The sequence below is a fragment of the Arthrobacter sp. 05N428_2 genome (assembly GCF_056397065.1).
The window spans coordinates 30,408-46,607 of record NZ_JBFTMR010000020.1 but is presented as its reverse complement, the minus strand read 5'-3'; the positions used below and the strand labels follow the sequence as shown (position 1 = coordinate 46,607).

Sequence of the window (16,200 nt, the reverse complement as noted above, 5' to 3'; positions counted from 1 at the left end):
AATGTGGCTCTGCCAGTCCACACCCCCGCGCCTACGTGCGGAAAGACCCGGACCGGCAACCCACGAATCGCTTTGAACCCGAGGTTCCAGTCCCACCGTCAGGACCGGGCGCCGCCACACTTCATATCGTCTAGCACCGCGCCGACGCCAAGGTTGATTCCTAGATCGGAAAACTTGTTACCTTCGGTGGGGCCGAGGGCCCACATTGTCATTCCGACCACGAAGATGACGGCGATAAGAATCAACGCGGGGAGGCTCGTCGATCGGAACCTCGACCAGAGCCGCGTCATGCGGTCGCTGCCTCGGCCTCGACTGCATCGCGGACCAGGGCCGCGCGATCTTCCTCTCCGTTGGCGTCGAGCTCGAGCGCGATAGCCTCCATCAGGTCGTTGCTCTCAAGGTCCCGCGCGTCAGCGGCCGACGTGAACCACTCAAGCGCGCGTTCGCGGTCACCCGTTCTCAGCGCGATCTCCCCCAGCACGATCTGAGTCTCGCGAATTCCCTGGGCGTAGCCAATTGACTGATGCCCGTGCAGGGCGCGCTCCGCCGTCGCATTCGCTTCGGAAAAGGACTCGTCATCTCTCGCGAGAGTCATGAGGAAAGTCGCCTTGTACTGCCAGCCGATCGCCTGGGACCGAGCGGAACCAACCTGAGTGCTCCATGAGATGACTCGCTCGATGTGGTCGAGCGCCTCCTTCGCTTTCCCCGCCCGACGAAGCGTCTTCGCATAGGGAATAAGGAATCGGTGACTCGCCACGCGGCTGTCCACAGTGTCGATAGCCTGACGGTAGAGGCTCTCCGCGACCGAGAGATCGCCGGACACCCGCGACAGCTTCGCCTTATTCCTCAGTGCCCGAGCCCGCAGAGGGCCGGGAGAGAGGTCGGCGCGCATGGCGAACGCTTTGTCGACGTGTGCGATGTATTGGATCCGGTGATTCTCAGCGTTGTCTGGTGCGATACCCGCTTGCCGCTCGTACTGCCGGCCGTGAAGTTCGGCCAGATCACACAATACTTCACACAGAGCCTGAGTGTCGTCGAGCGCCTCAGCAAGCCGTCGACTCTCTTCGTAGGCTTGGAGCGCCTGGTCGATTTCCCCCTCGAAAAGCAGCACATCACCGAACAAGCCAAGTGCGACCGCCCGAATTGAGGAGGGATTCTCTGCACCAGTCAGCTTTGCGAGCAGCCGCCCTGCATCCGCAACCTGGCTCGCACTTATATATGCATTCACTAGCTCAAGCTGGATTGAAGCCCGTGAGTCGTCCCCGTCAAACACGACTCCGTCAGAAGACTCGAGTACTTTGCCGAATAGCGCGGCCGCCTCAGACGACGCACCCGTGGCCTGCGCGTTGCGTGCCGCCCGGAGAAGATATGGGAAGGCATCCGCATGCTTGGCGGCCAGATACAGGTGCTCTCCGATCAAGGCGTCCCAGTCCTCGTTCGAGCTCGCGCGCAAATTGGAGATGACCTCTGCAACCTGAGCGTGAAGCCGGCGCTTACGCAAACCGCTGAGCTGGGCGTATAGCACGTCGCGGATCTTGCCGTGGGAGAACTCAAAGGACTCGTCATTTGTCTGGAGTTCACGAATTAAGTCGACGTCGAGAAACTTCTCCAGATCGCGCAGGAGTTCGTCCTCGCCTGCCTCCATCAGTCCGTGAAGCACGGCGAAAGCGAATCGCCGCCCGACGACTGCAGCGAGCTCAAGTTCGTGCCGTTCCTCGACGTCGAGCAGGTTCAGTCGGGAGGCGATGACCTCTTCCACGGAGTCGGGAATGTCCCATGAACCGATATCACCGTCGAATAACCAGACATCGTCGACCCGGCTCAGCGAGACGCGACCTGACCTCGGGTCGGGTGAGCAGAGCATCCGGATTAGCTCACGGGTAAAGAGTGGATTGCCTTCGGTCTCTTCGTAGAGCTTCTTTGTGACCGCGTCCGGCAGGTTCGTGGGACCGCCCAGCAATGACTCCAAAAGCGCCCCGAAGCCCGCTATGTCAAAGCCCCGGATCTCGTGATTCTGGTAGATCCCTTCCATACGTCGCGCCGAAGCTATGACAGGACGGACAGGATGCGCCGGTTCCGCCACCCGGTCGGAGCGAAAAGCTCCGAGAATAACGACGGGTCCTTCGCTCAGGCGCGAGACCAGGCAGATCAGTGCGTCGGCGCTGCCGACGTCCAGATGTTCGAGGTCATCGATGAACAGCAGCTTCGGGGAGGAGCCACCTACGCGATAGGCTCCCATAATCACATTCGTGAAGGTGGCAACGATGGCCTCTCGACGGCTAGACGGGTCAGCAGAGATGGATTCGCTCACCGCCGCCATCTCGACTTCGGACGAACCGCCGCCGAACTGCTCTGCTACGACTTCTCCCACAGATCGACCGTCGGCCATCTGCCGTACGAGCTCCCGCACCGGGAAATAGCTCATGCCTTCATGAAAGGGTTCGCACGCCGTGCGGACGCAGTCATATCCCAGCTGCTCCGCCGCCATCAACACGGCCTCGGCAAGTGCCGACTTTCCCGCGCCGCTGGCGCCACTGAGCATGATCACCGCCCCCGCCGGACCAACTTCTCGTTTGCTCACGCGCTCGAGTGTCCGATTGATAGCTGCCAACTCAGCGTCGCGGCCATACAACCCGCCGACAATATTGCGATTCACCGACACCCCATACGCCCCACATCGCACCGGATCGGCGATAGTGGATTCATGCTATTTGCGGCCGAGACGAAAGGTCAAGGATCCGCGTTGACTTATGGGAAAGGTCCGCGGAGGCGGATACGTTGCCTCATGGAGAAAGGTCCGGGAAGCTCTGGCGCGGAGATCCTTGGGGGGGTGGAGCGACGATGGGTGAGCGCAAGGCCGTCACGAAGCATTCGCTGAGTCTTACCGGGCCGGCGACCGGGCCCTGAAGGGGCGGATCCCGGACGAGCTGGTCGAGCTGACCCGCTGGCACCGGGACCATGCGTGGGCGGTCTGGCGGTACGCGCTCGATCCGCCCCGGCCACGGCCCGTCAGGCCCGGGCGCGCCCGGTTTATGGGCGGATCTGCAGGCCAGGCGGGTTCTGTGGTGAGCGGTGTTACAAAAATGAGGTGTGTGGCAGCGGACTATTGCCGCAAAGTTTCCTACGCCTCGCCCTCGGAGCCGGCCGCGGCTACCGAGTCGTGTCGTTCCCCCGGCATTTCTGCATGAACAGGGGTATCAGACCGGAAACTTTTTCGACCGGCCGCAACCGTAGGCCGATCCAAAAACACTCAGCAAGTCACGTTGAATGCGGCCCTGGCCACCATGAAGTGGTGAACGAGAAAACCCAACGGAGGGGACGAATGAGGATGAACGCCCAGCAACGACCCCACATGACGTGCCCGACCCGCCGTTGCTAGCCTCTCCCCCACAACCGAATAGGCCGCCCGGGACGCACACACCGGAAACATCAGAGCGAACGCGAGAGTGTGCAATTTGTGCACACTCAGAGGCTCAAAAGCCCCTGAACAGGGGAAACACTGTGCCCGAGGTGGGACTCGAACCGGGTTCCAGCCGTTGAAAATCCGCCACTCTCCAGAGAACCTCCGCAATCCGGCACAGTCCGGCACTAGTACGACCCGATCCGAAGCCCCAGGTGTGCGCATTGTGCACACCCGCCTTTATTGCCCGATTCGGTCTACAGCCGGGCCGCCTAATGGCCCTCCGTGCGGAACAGTAGTTTCTGGCGATTTCGCCCCGGCAGAAAGAGCCGGCTTTTGGGACGGCACCGGCCCGAATAAGCACAGCACTAGGGGGCTGCCTCATGCTGGAAATCGACGACCATCACGGCGGGTACCTCCTTTTCCACCATCTCATGGAGAAAAGAACAGCAACCGGCATGGTCGACATCACCCAGGAGGGGACCCCGGCACGAAGGGCCTGTTTCCTGCGCGCTCGTCGGAGGAACCGACCGATTGGATTTCAGATGGACGTGTAGCCGCCGTCAGCGTTGATAACGGATCCCGTCAGTGCAGAGGAGCTATCACTGGCCAGGAACAGAACGACATTCGCGATCTCCTCCGGTCGAAGCAGTCGTCCGATGGGTTGCTTGGAAATCATCTGCGAGCGTGTCTCCTCGGGGAGTTGCGCCAGCAGCGGCGTGTCCACATAACCCGGTGACACCGCATTGAAGCGGATTCCCTCCCGGGCGTAGGTCAGCGCAGCGGACCGGGTGAAGTTCGCTACGGCGGCCTTCGCCGCAGAGTACGCGTTGCTGTTCGCCTGGCCCACGTGGGCCAGGATCGAGGCCATGTTGATACCGACGCGGTCCGGGGATCCGCGTCTTTCCTGCGGCATGCCAGGATCGTTGCGACGGCCCATTTGTTGCAGATGGCAACACCCGTGAGGTCTACGTCGATGACACGTTGCCAATCCAACATGTCGAGCTCGTGGAGCGGTGCCTTGACCTCGGGAATCCCGGCGTTGGCTACCAGGATGTCCAAGCCTCCAAAGGTGCGCGCTGCCCCTTCCATCAGGCCGCGCACCGAAGATTCATCGGTGACATCCGTGCGAATGAATTCGGCGCTGCCCCCGCGGGCCAATATTTCATCGACGATTCTCGGAACGCTGCTCCCGATATCGCCGATGGTGACCGCAGCACCTGCTTCCGCAAGTTTGCAGGCTATGGCTTCCCCGATTCCGGAAGCCCCACCCGTCACGACCGCGGATTTTCCCTTGAGCATCCTCTTTCCTTACTCCTTTGAATCTTCGGCTGGGCGACTTGTCGGGACCGGTAGGGTCTCAGACACCGGCCACGCGCGGTACGCCACGGTCGGCTGCAAGTTTGGTGATGTCGCGTCCGGCCCGGTAGCCGAATACCAGGGCGGGGCCGATGTGGGAACCGTAGCCCGGGTAGCCGCCCCCGAAGACGCTGACGGCTGCCGCGCCGACGGCGATGAGACCGGGAATGGCGGTTCCCTCTTCGGTGGTGACTTCGGAGCGTTCGTTAACGCCGATCCCGGCGAAGGTACCCAGATCGCCCATCTGGATCTTTGCGGCGTAGTAGGGGCCCTTGCCGACCGGGGCGAGGTTGGGGTTCGGCTTGTGCTCCATGTCGCCGCGGAAATGGTTGTAGAGGGTGGAGCCGCGGCCGAACGCCGGGTCCTCTCCGCGTTCCGCGTCCGGGTTGAACTCGGCCACTGTCTCCTTGAGCCCTGCGGCGTCGATGTCGAGCTTGGCGGCCAGTTCCTCCAGGCTGTTCCCCTTGACCAGGTAGCCGGTCTCGTAGAAGTAGCCTCGGGGCATCGGCCAGGGCTTAGCGTAGCCAATCCCGTACTTGTGCATTGTCTTCGCGTCGCCGATCACATACCCGAACGTCTTGTTCTCGTCCTTGTTGTGCTCAATCATGGCGCCGCCGAAGTCGTGATAGCTCAGGGCTTCGTTCCCGAAGCGCTTGCCGTGGCGGTCGACGGCGATCAGGCCCGGCAGGCCTATGGCCCGCAGGTGGGGGAAGAGGCGCTCTTTGCCATTGAGGTATTTGAAGACCGTTACCGGCGCCCAAGACCCTACGCTGAACACGGAGTTGTCGAGGTGGCCGCCGGCGCTGATCGCCAAGGTGGCGGCGTCACCGCCGTGACCCACGGTGGGCGTGAAGTGGTCGTTGCCGTCGGCGTCGTGCGGGAAGTATTGCTTCCGCAGTTCCTCGTGCCCGGAAAAGCCGCCGGCGGCAAGGATGACGCCCAGGCGTGCCTCAACGGCAACGGCGTGCTCTCCCCCGAGGACGGCGCCGGTGACGGTTCCGGCGTCGTCCCGCGTCAGGGAGAGTGCGGGTGCGGAGTTCCAGAGGCGCACGCCCAGGTCGTCGGCGCTCTTCACCATGCGGGTCATCAGCGCGTTGCCGTTGGAACGCAGGACCGGGCGCCGGTAGCGGGCCGCGTCCGCCCAGGTGCGCAGCAGCTTCTTGGCGACGTAGACAAACGACTTGACCGACTGGTTCACATGGAAGAACTCGTTGATATCCGGACCTACCTGCGGCATGTAGCCAAAGACCGTATAGGAGCTCATGTAGGGCTGCATCAGGAGCCGTTTGTCCCCCAGCACCCGTGCGTCGACGTCCTGCGGCAGGATTGCGCGGCCCGAGAGTTTCGCGCCGGGCAGGTCCATCTTGTAGTCCGGGGATTTTTCGGGGTACGTGAACTTTACCTCGGTCTCGTTCTCGAAGAAGGAGATGGCTTCCGGCACGGTGTCCAGGAAGTCACGGACGCCGGCCTCGTTGAACGTCTCCGGGGCCAGGTTCCTCAGGTAGGCCTCGGCTTCCTCCCTGGTATCTCCCTGTTCCACGCCCTGCTTGTTGCCGGGAACCCAGGCCCAGCCGGCGGAAATCGCCGTCGTGCCGCCGAAGTACCGCTCCTTTTCGGCGACGATCACGTTCAGGCCTTGCGAGGCGGCTTTCAACGCGGCGGCCATTCCGGCCACACCGGACCCGATGACGAGGACATCACAAAGGACGGGTTTGCTCATGATTTTTGCTCCGTTCAGTCGACCGCCCGCGTCGCTGCGGCAGCCGGGTTGGAATGATAGATCCCCAGTAGAGCCGGTGACGCGGATCACCGCGAGGACGATTACCATTGAGCGGGAATCCTGAGGAGGTTCAATGGCGAATTCCGCATCGGGCGAGTCGATCATCGGCCGTTTCGTTAAGATCGTGAGCGCGTTCGACGACGGCCGCACCTCCATGAGCGTCGCCGAACTGGGGCGCCGGACCGGGCTTCCGGTGACGACGACGTACCGGCTGGTCAACGATCTGCTGCTCGAACGGCTCCTCGAACGCGAGCCCGGCGGTGACGTCCATATCGGCACCCGGATGTGGGAGCTCGCTTCCCGCGGGTCCAAGATGCGGGGGCTGCGGGAGGCCGCCCTGCCCTTCATGGAGGACGTCCAGGCTGTGGTGCAGCACTCCACCACCCTGGGCATCCTCGATTCGGACGAGGTTCTATACATCGAGCGGCTGGGCTCCGACAAGACAATCGTGGACATCACCAAGGTTGCCGGCCGCCTCCCTGTCCACGCGACGTCGTCCGGGCTGGTCCTGCTCGCGCACTCCCCCGCCGCTTACCAGGACACCATCCTGGCCCGCCCCCTGACGAAATACACCGAAACCACCCTGACCGATCCCGCCCTGCTGCGCCGCCACCTGGCCCAGATCAGGCAGCGCGGCTTCGCCGACATGCCCGGCGTGATCGTGCCCGAGTCCAGCGGCATCGCCGTCCCCGTCTTCGGGCCCGAGAACACCATCCGCGCAGCCCTCAGCGTCGTGGTGCCGCGCAACGAGGAGAACGCGGCGGCCCGGGTCCCCGTCCTGATGGCTGCCGCGCGGGGCATCTCACGGGCCCTGGGCTGGCGCGGCGAGCTCAAGGGAACCCTCCGCCAAAGTCACTGAAAGATCATTTTGCCGTTCATCGGCAAACGTGTGGTTGCCGTCACAACTCCCCTGCCACTCTGACTTAGACGCAGCGACGATGCTGCAGGAGTACGAGGAGTACCACATGAACCCCACACAAAGCCGCGTGGCCGGGAAGACCGTCGTCGTCACCGGTGGCCGCGGAGATTTGGGAAGCGCCACCGCCGCCCTGCTCGCCGAGCATGGCGCGAAGGTCGCCAGCCTGGACGTTGCGGGCATTCGGTCCGCCGCCGCCCACGAAAACATCAGCCAGTACGACGTCGACGTCACCAGCGAGGACAGCGTCGCAGACGCGATCCGGCGGGTGACGGACGAACTCGGCGCACCGGACGTCCTGGTCAACGCGGCAGGCATTATCGGTCCGGCCGGCGCCTCCCACACCGCCTCCGTCTCCGATTTCGACACCATCTTCAACGTCAACGTCAAGGGCGTCTGGCTGATGACCAAGCACGTGGTCCCCGGCATGATCGAGAAAGGTGCTGGTAGCATCATCAACTTCTCGTCCATCCACGGCATCACGGGCGGCAGGAACGTCCCGCTCTACCATGCCACCAAGGGCGCCGTCCGGCTGCTGAGTAAATCCGATGCGGCGGCTTACGGAAGCCACGGCATCCGGGTCAATTCCATCCACCCCGGGTCCATGAACACCCGCATGAGCCGCCGCTCCGCCGAGCAGTCCGACATCGGCCCGGAGGCCTATTACAAGCAGCTCGTCGGCTCAAACCCGCTTCCCCGCCAGGGCGAGCCCGATGAGATAGCTTACGGCGTCCTGTACCTGGCCTCCGATGAATCCCGTTTCACCACCGGCTCGGAGCTCGTGATCGACGGCGGCTACACCGCCGTCTGAAGTCTTCGCCGAACCCCGTTCCACGGGGAGACTGCCCGCCAGCCGCACCTTTACTGCCATGTTTCCTGAAAGGCCACACCATGAAATTCGTCAATGGAACCGCGTCGGACCGCTACGACGTCGTCGTCGTCGGCTCCGGCGCCGGTGCCCTCACAGCGGCGGCCACCGCAGCCCGTGCCGGCAAGTCCGTCGTCGTCCTAGAGAAAAGTGCCCTGCTGGGCGGTACCTCGGCCGTCTCCGGTGGCATGCTCTGGGTCGCCGACAACCACCACGCGCGTAAAGCCGGCTTCACCGATTCGAAGGAAGCGGCTGCCGCGTACGTCCGGGCCGTGGCCCGCGGACGCGGACGCGAGGAGCTCCTGGACGCCGCCCTGGATTACGGGGACCAGATGCTCCGCTTCGTGGAAGCGGAATGTGGCCTGCGCTTCATCTGCCTGGACAACTTCCCCGACTACCGCCAGGACCTGCCCGGCGCTGTGGAGGGCGGCCGCACGGTCGAGCCCGAGCCATTCAACTCCAAGGTGGCGCTCGGCGCCCTCACCGCGCACGTCCGCACCGATGGCCGCGCGCCGTTCACCATGCAGGAATACGAAAACTGGGGCGCCTTCACCAAATTCCCCTGGGACGACCTCAACCAGCGCCAGGCTGATGGGCTCGTCGCAAAGGGCCAGGCCCTCGTGTCCATGCTCCTGGCGAGCCTGGTCCGCGACGGCGCAGCCCTCGTCATCGGCGCCCGCGGGCACCGGCTGCGCACCGACGGCAACCGGGTGACGGGCATCGAACTCGAATCCGGCGATGTCTTCCAGGCGAACGACGGCGTGGTGCTGGCCACCGGCGGCTTCGAATGGGACAAAGAACTGGCCGACTCTATGCTGGCGTCGCGGCTGTACACCATGTGCTCGCCGCCCTCGAACACCGGTGACGGGCTGCGGATGTCCCAGCGAATAGGGGGCCAGACCCGCGGCACCCGTGAAGCCTGGTGGGCCCCGATGTCCATCACCGGAGACGTGCGCGACGGGCAGCCCGTGGGCACCCTCCTCCGCTTCGAGCGCCAAGGCCCGGGATCCCTCATGGTGAACCGGCACGGCCGTCGCTTCGCCAACGAATCCCAGAACTATAACGACCTCGCCCGCTCCCTGCACTCCTGGGACTCCGCCGGGAACGAGACCCTGAATACCCCGGCCCACGTGATCATCGACCACGCCTATCTGGAGCGCTACGGCATCCTGGCTCACCGCGCCGGTCAGCCCACACCCGGCTATCTCATCGAGGCGGCGACCCTTGAAGAGCTCGCCGCGAAGATCAACGTTCCCGCGGAAAACCTCACCATGTCGGTGTCCAGGTTCAACGAGTTCGCCGTCAGGGGTGTGGATCCGGACTTTGGTCGCGGCGAAAGCGCGTACGACAAGTACTGGGGCGACGACGAAAACCCGTACCCGAACCCATCCCTGGCGCCGTTGCTGGCCGGGCCGTTCTACGCCATGGAGGTGGTTAACGGCGCGTTCGGAACCAACGGCGGAATCGCCACCGACGGGCGCGCCCGCGTCCTGGACGTGGACAACCAGCCAATCGAGGGCCTTTACGCCGCCGGCAACGCGACGGAAAACGCTTATGCCGCCGGGTACCCCGGCGCCGGAGCAACGCTTGGCCCGATCATGACCATGGGCTACCTCGCCGGGCGCACCATCGCCGGGCACGATCCAGCCTATGTGACCGGAGCCGCTCATGGGCCAGCCGCCGAACTGGCCGGAGCCCGGTCATGATCCGCCACACTGTCCTGTTCAAGTTCAAACCCGATTTCCCGCCCGCCGACAAGCAGACCTGGATCGATGGACTCGACAGAATGACCGGCAACATCCCCGGCATGCTCAACCTGACCCATGGCCCGGATGTGCTCAATGCCGAGCGTTCCTTCGACTACGCCATCGTGGCGGACTTCGAAAGCGTAGAGGACATCGCGGTGTACAACACGCACCCGCTGCACGAACCGCTCAAGGCATATTCATTCCCCAACAGCCAGCAGATCCTCTCGGTGGACTTCCACCTCCAGGCTCCCGCGCCGGCTTCCACTCAGACAACGACGTCTTAGGAGATACACATGGACACTGCAACCGCCACGAGCCTGGCCCCGGGCAAGACTCCGGGGAAGGCCGCACTGGCCTCCTTTCTGGGGAGCACGCTGGAATACTACGACTTCTTCATCTACGGGACCGCGGCCGCCCTGGTCTTCCCGCACCTGTTCTTTCCGTCCGACGACCCGGCCATCGGCCTCATCGCAGCCCTGGCAACATTTGGCGTCGCCTACGTGGCGCGGCCGGTCGGCGGGCTGGTCATGGGCCACTTCGGCGACAAACTGGGCCGCAAGAAGATCCTTCTGCTCACCCTGGGCATCATGGGCTTGGCCTCACTCGGCATCGGGTGCCTGCCCACCTACGAGCAGGTTGGCGTGTGGGCCCCGATCCTGCTTGTTGCCGGACGGCTAGCCCAGGGCTTCTCCGCGGGAGCCGAATCTGCCGGCGCCTCCACTCTCACCCTGGAGCATTCACCGGAAGGAAAGCGCGGCTTCTTCACCAGTTTCGTGATGACCGGCTACGCCTCCGGGATGGTCCTGGCCACGCTTGTCTTCATTCCGGTCACCGCTATGCCGCAGGACGCCATGATGAGTTGGGGTTGGCGCATCCCGTTCTGGCTCTCCATCCTGGTTCTCGCGATCGCCTACTGGGTTCGAACCCGCCTGGACGAAACTCCGGTATTCGAAGAGGCCCAGGAGCACCAGCAGGTTGCCCCGATGCCGGTCAAGGAAGTCCTCAAATTCCAGGCACCGGATGTGTTGCGCGTGGTGGGCATGTCCATCATGTCCGTGATGCAGACCGTCTTCACCGTCTTCGGCCTGGCCTACGCCACCTCCACGGCAGGCTTCGACCGGGCGTCCATCCTGACTGTCAATGCCGTCGCGATCGGCCTGTCCATGTTCGCCATGCCGCTCGCCGCGAAGCTGTCGGACCGGATCGGTCGGCGTCCGCTGCTGCTGACCGCCGCGATCGGCTGCTCCATCACGATCTTCTTGTACTTCGTGGCCCTGTCCTCGGGGAACATCTTCCTCGTGTTCCTGGCCGCGTTCCTGAACATGACGGTGCTGTACTCCGGCTTCAACGGCATCTGGCCCTCGTTCTTCGCCGAGCAGTTCGCCGCTCCCGTGCGCTACACCGGCATGGCGATGGGTAATCAACTCGGTTTGGTCCTGGCCGGTTTCGCCCCGATGATTGCCGGCATGTTGCTGGCGCCCGGTGTTACTGGCTGGGTACCCGTGGCCGTCTTCGCGACAGTCTGCATGCTCATCGCCGCGGTATGCGTGTTCTATTCCCGAGAAACAGCCAAGACCCCCATCCACGAACTAGGCGCCCCGTACCTCGCGGGAACGGCCCTACGCCGCGAACAGCACGCCGAGGAACAGCTCGCAAGCCCCTTCCACTAGCCTGGATCGACCAGCGCAGCGATGCGTTTGCCATCACTACATTTCCGATGCTGGGTGGGCCACAAGGGAACTGCACTTCCAAAAGCCGGACTCCCAATTCGAGTCTGACCTTGGGGGTGCAGTTCCCTTTTCATGGCATATCTTTTTGGGCTCTGGATTCCTAATGATGCCCACACATGTCCGGCGGCAGACACGTACCGCCGGCGTGCCCCTTGAACTGCCGAAACAGCCAGCAGGACGCACCCGGTCATGCACTTACCTGGCAACGTCGACTTGAACAGTCGTGACACACCACGAATTTAGGCCAGTGAGCCACTGCCCCGAACCCCTCCTGCACGCCGCCGATGGCATCGGCCGCCGGCTTGCGGAAATGGACGGCATCGACTTCCCCAGCCTGGACGACCCACCTGACGATTAACCGGCTAACGCATCGACGCGACCAAGATCGGAGATTTGCTTCGGGACCGCAACTGTTTTTCGCCGAGGCCGCGGCGTCTCTCGAAAATTTCTCACAGATCTCGAAGCAGGCCACGAACGCGGCGAACTCGGCAAGACCCTGGCCATCGTGGCAGCCCTCGGCTCAAAGAACCAGTTGTAGGCCGGTGCCCGGCCGGCATCGCCAACTACCCAGCACACCGGCTTGGCCAGCCCCCGTCACCCTGGACCGAACTCAACATCACGCAAATGCACGCCCCCTTCCGGAAACTCGGCCGGCGCCTGCAGGTCCGCTGCGCATAAGCCGAGGTCAACCTCGTCGGTGGCGAGGCCATGTGCAGGCAGCGGTGTCGATTAGGGGGACACGGTCTGCCGCGCAAGGGCAAACCGCGCATATTCTTTCAGCAGCTCGGGATCATCTACCGACCCGAGATCCGATACAGACTCTAGGCGCGCCCCCTGCAGAAGCCGCTTGATGGGAACCTCCAGCTTCTTTCCGGTACGGGTATGCGGGATCCCGGGCATGACGACAATCTCGTCCGGCAGGTATCGGACGGAGAGGTTCTCACGGATCGATCTGATGATCGCTTCTTCGGCCACGTCCGGTCTGGCACCCTCGGCCAGTCGGACGAACAGGGGCATGTAATATTCCGTACCCAGTTCCGCGCCGACGACCAGGGCCTCCGCCACCTCGGGCAGTGCTTCGACCACGGCATAGATATCTGCCGAACCGAGCCGCAGCCCATTGCGGTTGAGGGTCGAGTCGGAACGGCCATGAATGAGGATCCCCCGGTGCGTAAACTCGATGTAGTCACCGTGCCGCCAGACCCCCGGGTACGTGGCGAAATAACTCTCGTGGTACCGGCTGCCGTCGTCGCCCCAGAAGCACAACGGCATCGACGGCATCGGCTTGGTCACCACCAGTTCGCCCTTGCCCCGCGTGGGATTGCCGGCTTCATCCCACGACTCCACGCGCACCCCGAGGGCCGGAGCCTGGATGTAGCCAACATGCACCGGCAATGTGGGCGATCCGCCCACAAAGATAGAGGCGATGTCGGTGCCGCCACTCATCGAGCTCAACCAGATGTCACCCACATTGCCGTAGACCCAGCGATAACCGTCGGCCGAGAGCGGCGAACCGGTGACCTGAAGGGATTTCAGGACATCCAGGTCATGGTCGCGCATCGGCACAAGATCGGTCTTCGCGCAGGAATGCACAAATCCGGCGCCCACACCGAGCACCGCCACCCGCTCCGCGGCGGCTACCTGCCACACCCGGTCGATCGACGGGAAAGTGGGGTTTCCATCGACGAGCACGGCGGTCGCCCCCACGCCCAAAGCGGAGACGAGCGAGTTCCACAGCACCCAGCTCGTCGAGGCGACGTTGAGATATCGGTCCCCTGGACGCAGGTCGGAGTGCATGAGGAGCATTTTCATTTCCTCAAGCAGCGCTCCACCGTGCCCGTGCACGATGCCCTTGGGGATGCCCGTCGTCCCCGAGGAGAACAGGACCCAGAGGGGGTGGCTGAATTCGACGTCGGCAAAGGCGAGCTCCACCGGTTCGGCCACCGCCTGCTCCCAGTTCACGGCCGGGGCCCGGGTCGGAACACTCGGGACAGCAGTATGCCGCCCCACCCAGATCACGTGTTCGAGGGTGGGGAGGTGGTCGAAAATTTCCTCCAGCTCAGCTCTGCGGTCCCGGTCCTTCCCCCTGAGCATGTAGCCCGGCGCAGCGATGACGACTTTGGGACCGAGCTGGGCGAACCGCGAAACGATGGCGCCCGGGCCGAATTCCGGGGCGCAGACTGACCAGACGGCACCGATCGAGGCGGCCGCGAGCAGCCCGACGACGGCCTCGGCAACGTTGGGAAGGATCGCCACAACCCGGTCCCCGTGGCCCACGCCGCGGGCCCGGAGGTACGCAGCCAGGGAGCCCACCTCGCGCCGCAGCGCATTCCAGCTGATTTCTTCGCGCCTCCCGTCCTCGGCGATGCCGATCAGTGCGGTGCCCTCGTGGCCCTGCAGCAGCTGCCGGGCGAAATTGAGCGTGCGTCCCGGAAACCAGCGCGTGTCCGGCATGGCATCGGTGGTGCAGACAGGCCCAGGGACGCCGCCGAACTGGACTCCTGCAAATCTCGCAAAGAGCTCCCAGAACTGCTCCGGCTCGTCCACCGACCACTGCCAGAGCTCGTCGTAGCCCGTACCGATGTCGATGCCCTGACGGGTAAGGAAGGCAGTAAACTGCCCGACGCCTGTCGCCGCGCTGCCCTCCGGTTCGGGTTGCCAGATCACCTCTCCGTCAGCGGCACGTGTGTCGGTGATCATGCGGTCTCCAAGGGCTGGGAGGCCAGTTTGCGCTGCTCGGCGATCTGGGCCGCAGTCACGGGCTCGGTTCCGATCAACACGAACAGCACCCGGGCCGTAGTGTTGGTGCGGTTGGACCACGCGTGGCTGGTGGCGCGTTGCACCGCCACGTCGCCGGCGCGCATGGTAGCCTCACCTTCGTCGACGAGCAGGGTGATCTCGCCGTCAAGCACGACGGCATAGTCCAGCGAGTCGGTGCGGTGGAACCAGAAGTGCCTGGATCCGCTATGCTCGGCCCCCGCATCGGCCTCGTCATGCCCGTCGAGCTCACTGAAGATCACCGAGCCCGCCTCATCCGGGTAGACGGAGTCCGGCGGGAAGTCGGCAACTCGCAGAATCGTCTCGCCGACGGCGGGAAAGCTAGGGATCTCGGCGTCCGCCGTGGCTGGGTCGGCATCGGTGACATGGTCGATAGCTCCGGCAGCGGTCCGCCACGGAACTGTGGCACCGAATCCGGGAATCATGTCTGAGGACCAGTGGTTGGGTGCGGCCCCGTCCGAGAGGATGATGGCACGGCCCTGGTCGTCGTGCCCGGTGACGATCCGGCGAACCGGCGGCCGGGTCATCACGCCACCCATTCTTCGTGCGGGTAGGTGCGGGGTTCGGGCCACCATGGCGCTTTTTGGCGTCCGGTGGAGATCGGAGTGCGCAGCGTGCCGACGCCCTCCAGTTCCAGCTCAATGACGTCGCCTGGTTTCAGGAATTTGCCGATCTCAACACCGGCGCCGAAGCCCATGGTGCCCGAACCGATAAGGTCGCCCGGTTGCAGGCGGTCGGAGATCGAGACGTAGGCCAGCAGCTCGGCCGGGGTGTAAACGAAGTCCTCGACCTTCGTGTCCGAGAGCACCTCGCCGTTGACGCGGACCTGGCCGCGCAGGCCCTCGATGGAGTCAATCTCGTCCATCGTGGTAACCCAGGGCCCGATGCCGTAGCCGAAGTCCTTGCACTTCTGCGGACCCATGCCGATCGCCATCTCCGCGCCTTGGATATCGCGTGCGCTGAAGTCGTTGAAGACGGTGAGGCCGAAGAGATGATCCAGCGCCGTGTCCGGGGTGAGGTCGCTGCCGGACTTGCCCACGACGTACCCGATCTCGAGTTCCCAGTCGAGGGCCTCCGTGAAGTCCGGGTAGGGCAGTTCCTGGTTGTGGCCGTAGGACATGGCCGTGGTGCCCTTGAAATACCCCGGCCGCTCGTAGATGGAGCGTGCCGGCTGGGCTTTGGCGACGATGCGGTGGAAGTTCTGGATGTGCTGTTCGAAGGTGAGCCCGTCGCGGATGACCGGTGAGTCTACGGCGGCGCGCCACGAGACCTCGTCGATGGCCAGCGCAGCGTCGTCAGCCGCGGCGAGCGCATCGTGTGCGGCGTCCAGGAAGATGGAGCCGCCGCCGATTCCGGCGGCCAGGCTTCCGGGAAGGACTGCCAGAGCGAGGGCACGAGCCCGGTCCGGCTCGGCAGCCTTGCGCTGAAGCGTCAGGGCATAGGCGCGGGCCAGGTCAATGACCCGGCCCTGCTCCGGCTGGGCCGCGACAAGTCGGATCTGTTCGCCGTCGGGCGTGGGCACTGCGATACGTCCCAGTTTCATGGTTGCTCCTCTAAGTCGTACATACGATACGTACAGTATCGCATTGGGAAAACGAAGTTGCAAGGGTCAACTCCGTAG

At 64.1% G+C, this 16,200-nt stretch carries 12 protein-coding genes; 5 read left to right on the top strand and 7 right to left on the bottom strand.

The features are described from left to right. Window positions 1-286 precede the first annotated feature (286 nt). From AC1DGI_RS16510 to chcC2, 4 genes are all read right to left on the bottom strand, one after another. Window positions 287-2,656, bottom strand: a complete 2,370-nt coding sequence (locus AC1DGI_RS16510; protein WP_476899602.1) for an ATP-binding protein — start codon at window positions 2,654-2,656, stop codon at window positions 287-289. Window positions 2,657-3,941: 1,285 nt separating this feature from the next. After that, the gene (locus AC1DGI_RS16505; RefSeq protein ID WP_441402332.1) at window positions 3,942-4,316 is read right to left on the bottom strand and encodes an SDR family NAD(P)-dependent oxidoreductase; all 375 of its coding nucleotides are present in this window, start codon (window positions 4,314-4,316) and stop codon (window positions 3,942-3,944) included. Next, the gene (locus AC1DGI_RS16500; protein ID WP_441402333.1) at window positions 4,202-4,702 is read right to left on the bottom strand and encodes an SDR family NAD(P)-dependent oxidoreductase; all 501 of its coding nucleotides are present in this window, start codon (window positions 4,700-4,702) and stop codon (window positions 4,202-4,204) included. Before AC1DGI_RS16500 ends, AC1DGI_RS16505 begins: the two co-directional genes overlap by 115 nt. Window positions 4,703-4,760: 58 nt before the next feature. After that, entirely contained in the window at window positions 4,761-6,479 is a 1,719-nt protein-coding gene (gene chcC2, locus AC1DGI_RS16495) for a 4-oxocyclohex-2-ene-1-carboxylate 5-dehydrogenase (protein WP_476899601.1), read from the bottom strand. Window positions 6,480-6,612: 133 nt separating this feature from the next. Between chcC2 and AC1DGI_RS16490 the strand changes: the two genes are divergently transcribed. From AC1DGI_RS16490 to AC1DGI_RS16470, 5 genes are all read left to right on the top strand, one after another. Then, window positions 6,613-7,398: an IclR family transcriptional regulator gene (locus AC1DGI_RS16490; protein ID WP_441402335.1), complete on the top strand. Its 786-nt coding sequence runs from the start codon at window positions 6,613-6,615 to the stop codon at window positions 7,396-7,398. 106 nt (window positions 7,399-7,504) lie between these two features. Beyond that, complete coding sequence (locus AC1DGI_RS16485; RefSeq protein WP_476899600.1) at window positions 7,505-8,266, top strand: SDR family NAD(P)-dependent oxidoreductase; 762 nt, start codon at window positions 7,505-7,507, stop codon at window positions 8,264-8,266. 80 nt (window positions 8,267-8,346) lie between these two features. Beyond that, window positions 8,347-10,029, top strand: a complete 1,683-nt coding sequence (gene chcC1, locus AC1DGI_RS16480) for a 4-oxocyclohexanecarboxylate 2-dehydrogenase (protein ID WP_441402287.1) — start codon at window positions 8,347-8,349, stop codon at window positions 10,027-10,029. Beyond that, window positions 10,026-10,355 carry a Dabb family protein gene (locus AC1DGI_RS16475; RefSeq protein ID WP_441402286.1) on the top strand — a complete coding sequence of 110 codons (330 nt, stop codon included), beginning with the start codon at window positions 10,026-10,028 and terminating at the stop codon, window positions 10,353-10,355. The genes chcC1 and AC1DGI_RS16475 overlap by 4 nt, the downstream gene beginning before the upstream one ends. A gap of 9 nt (window positions 10,356-10,364) precedes the next feature. Then, the gene (locus tag AC1DGI_RS16470; protein WP_441402285.1) at window positions 10,365-11,741 is read left to right on the top strand and encodes an MFS transporter; all 1,377 of its coding nucleotides are present in this window, start codon (window positions 10,365-10,367) and stop codon (window positions 11,739-11,741) included. A gap of 789 nt (window positions 11,742-12,530) precedes the next feature. On the opposite strand, the gene AC1DGI_RS16465 is transcribed toward AC1DGI_RS16470, so the two are convergent. Genes AC1DGI_RS16465 through AC1DGI_RS16455 form a run of 3 tightly spaced genes read right to left on the bottom strand, consistent with a single transcriptional unit; the run spans window position 12,531 to window position 16,122 of the window. Further along, the gene (locus AC1DGI_RS16465) at window positions 12,531-14,501 is read right to left on the bottom strand and encodes an acetoacetate--CoA ligase (protein ID WP_476899599.1); all 1,971 of its coding nucleotides are present in this window, start codon (window positions 14,499-14,501) and stop codon (window positions 12,531-12,533) included. After that, window positions 14,498-15,106 carry a cupin domain-containing protein gene (locus tag AC1DGI_RS16460; protein WP_441402701.1) on the bottom strand — a complete coding sequence of 203 codons (609 nt, stop codon included), beginning with the start codon at window positions 15,104-15,106 and terminating at the stop codon, window positions 14,498-14,500. Before AC1DGI_RS16460 ends, AC1DGI_RS16465 begins: the two co-directional genes overlap by 4 nt. Next, the gene (locus AC1DGI_RS16455) at window positions 15,106-16,122 is read right to left on the bottom strand and encodes a fumarylacetoacetate hydrolase family protein (protein ID WP_441402702.1); all 1,017 of its coding nucleotides are present in this window, start codon (window positions 16,120-16,122) and stop codon (window positions 15,106-15,108) included. The genes AC1DGI_RS16460 and AC1DGI_RS16455 overlap by 1 nt, the downstream gene beginning before the upstream one ends. Window positions 16,123-16,200 lie beyond the last annotated feature (78 nt).

What these genes read in the sequence shown, in the direction of transcription:
- AC1DGI_RS16505 (WP_441402332.1), bottom strand. Translation starts at nt 4,316, where the DNA reads ATGCCGCAGGAAAGACGCGGATCCCCGGACCGCGTCGGTATCAACATG.
- AC1DGI_RS16500 (WP_441402333.1), bottom strand. Translation starts at nt 4,702, where the DNA reads ATGCTCAAGGGAAAATCCGCGGTCGTGACGGGTGGGGCTTCCGGAATC.
- chcC2 (WP_476899601.1), bottom strand. Translation starts at nt 6,479, where the DNA reads ATGAGCAAACCCGTCCTTTGTGATGTCCTCGTCATCGGGTCCGGTGTG.
- AC1DGI_RS16490 (WP_441402335.1), top strand. Translation starts at nt 6,613, where the DNA reads ATGGCGAATTCCGCATCGGGCGAGTCGATCATCGGCCGTTTCGTTAAG.
- AC1DGI_RS16485 (WP_476899600.1), top strand. Translation starts at nt 7,505, where the DNA reads ATGAACCCCACACAAAGCCGCGTGGCCGGGAAGACCGTCGTCGTCACC.
- chcC1 (WP_441402287.1), top strand. Translation starts at nt 8,347, where the DNA reads ATGAAATTCGTCAATGGAACCGCGTCGGACCGCTACGACGTCGTCGTC.
- AC1DGI_RS16475 (WP_441402286.1), top strand. Translation starts at nt 10,026, where the DNA reads ATGATCCGCCACACTGTCCTGTTCAAGTTCAAACCCGATTTCCCGCCC.
- AC1DGI_RS16470 (WP_441402285.1), top strand. Translation starts at nt 10,365, where the DNA reads ATGGACACTGCAACCGCCACGAGCCTGGCCCCGGGCAAGACTCCGGGG.
- AC1DGI_RS16465 (WP_476899599.1), bottom strand. Translation starts at nt 14,501, where the DNA reads ATGATCACCGACACACGTGCCGCTGACGGAGAGGTGATCTGGCAACCC.
- AC1DGI_RS16460 (WP_441402701.1), bottom strand. Translation starts at nt 15,106, where the DNA reads ATGACCCGGCCGCCGGTTCGCCGGATCGTCACCGGGCACGACGACCAG.
- AC1DGI_RS16455 (WP_441402702.1), bottom strand. Translation starts at nt 16,122, where the DNA reads ATGAAACTGGGACGTATCGCAGTGCCCACGCCCGACGGCGAACAGATC.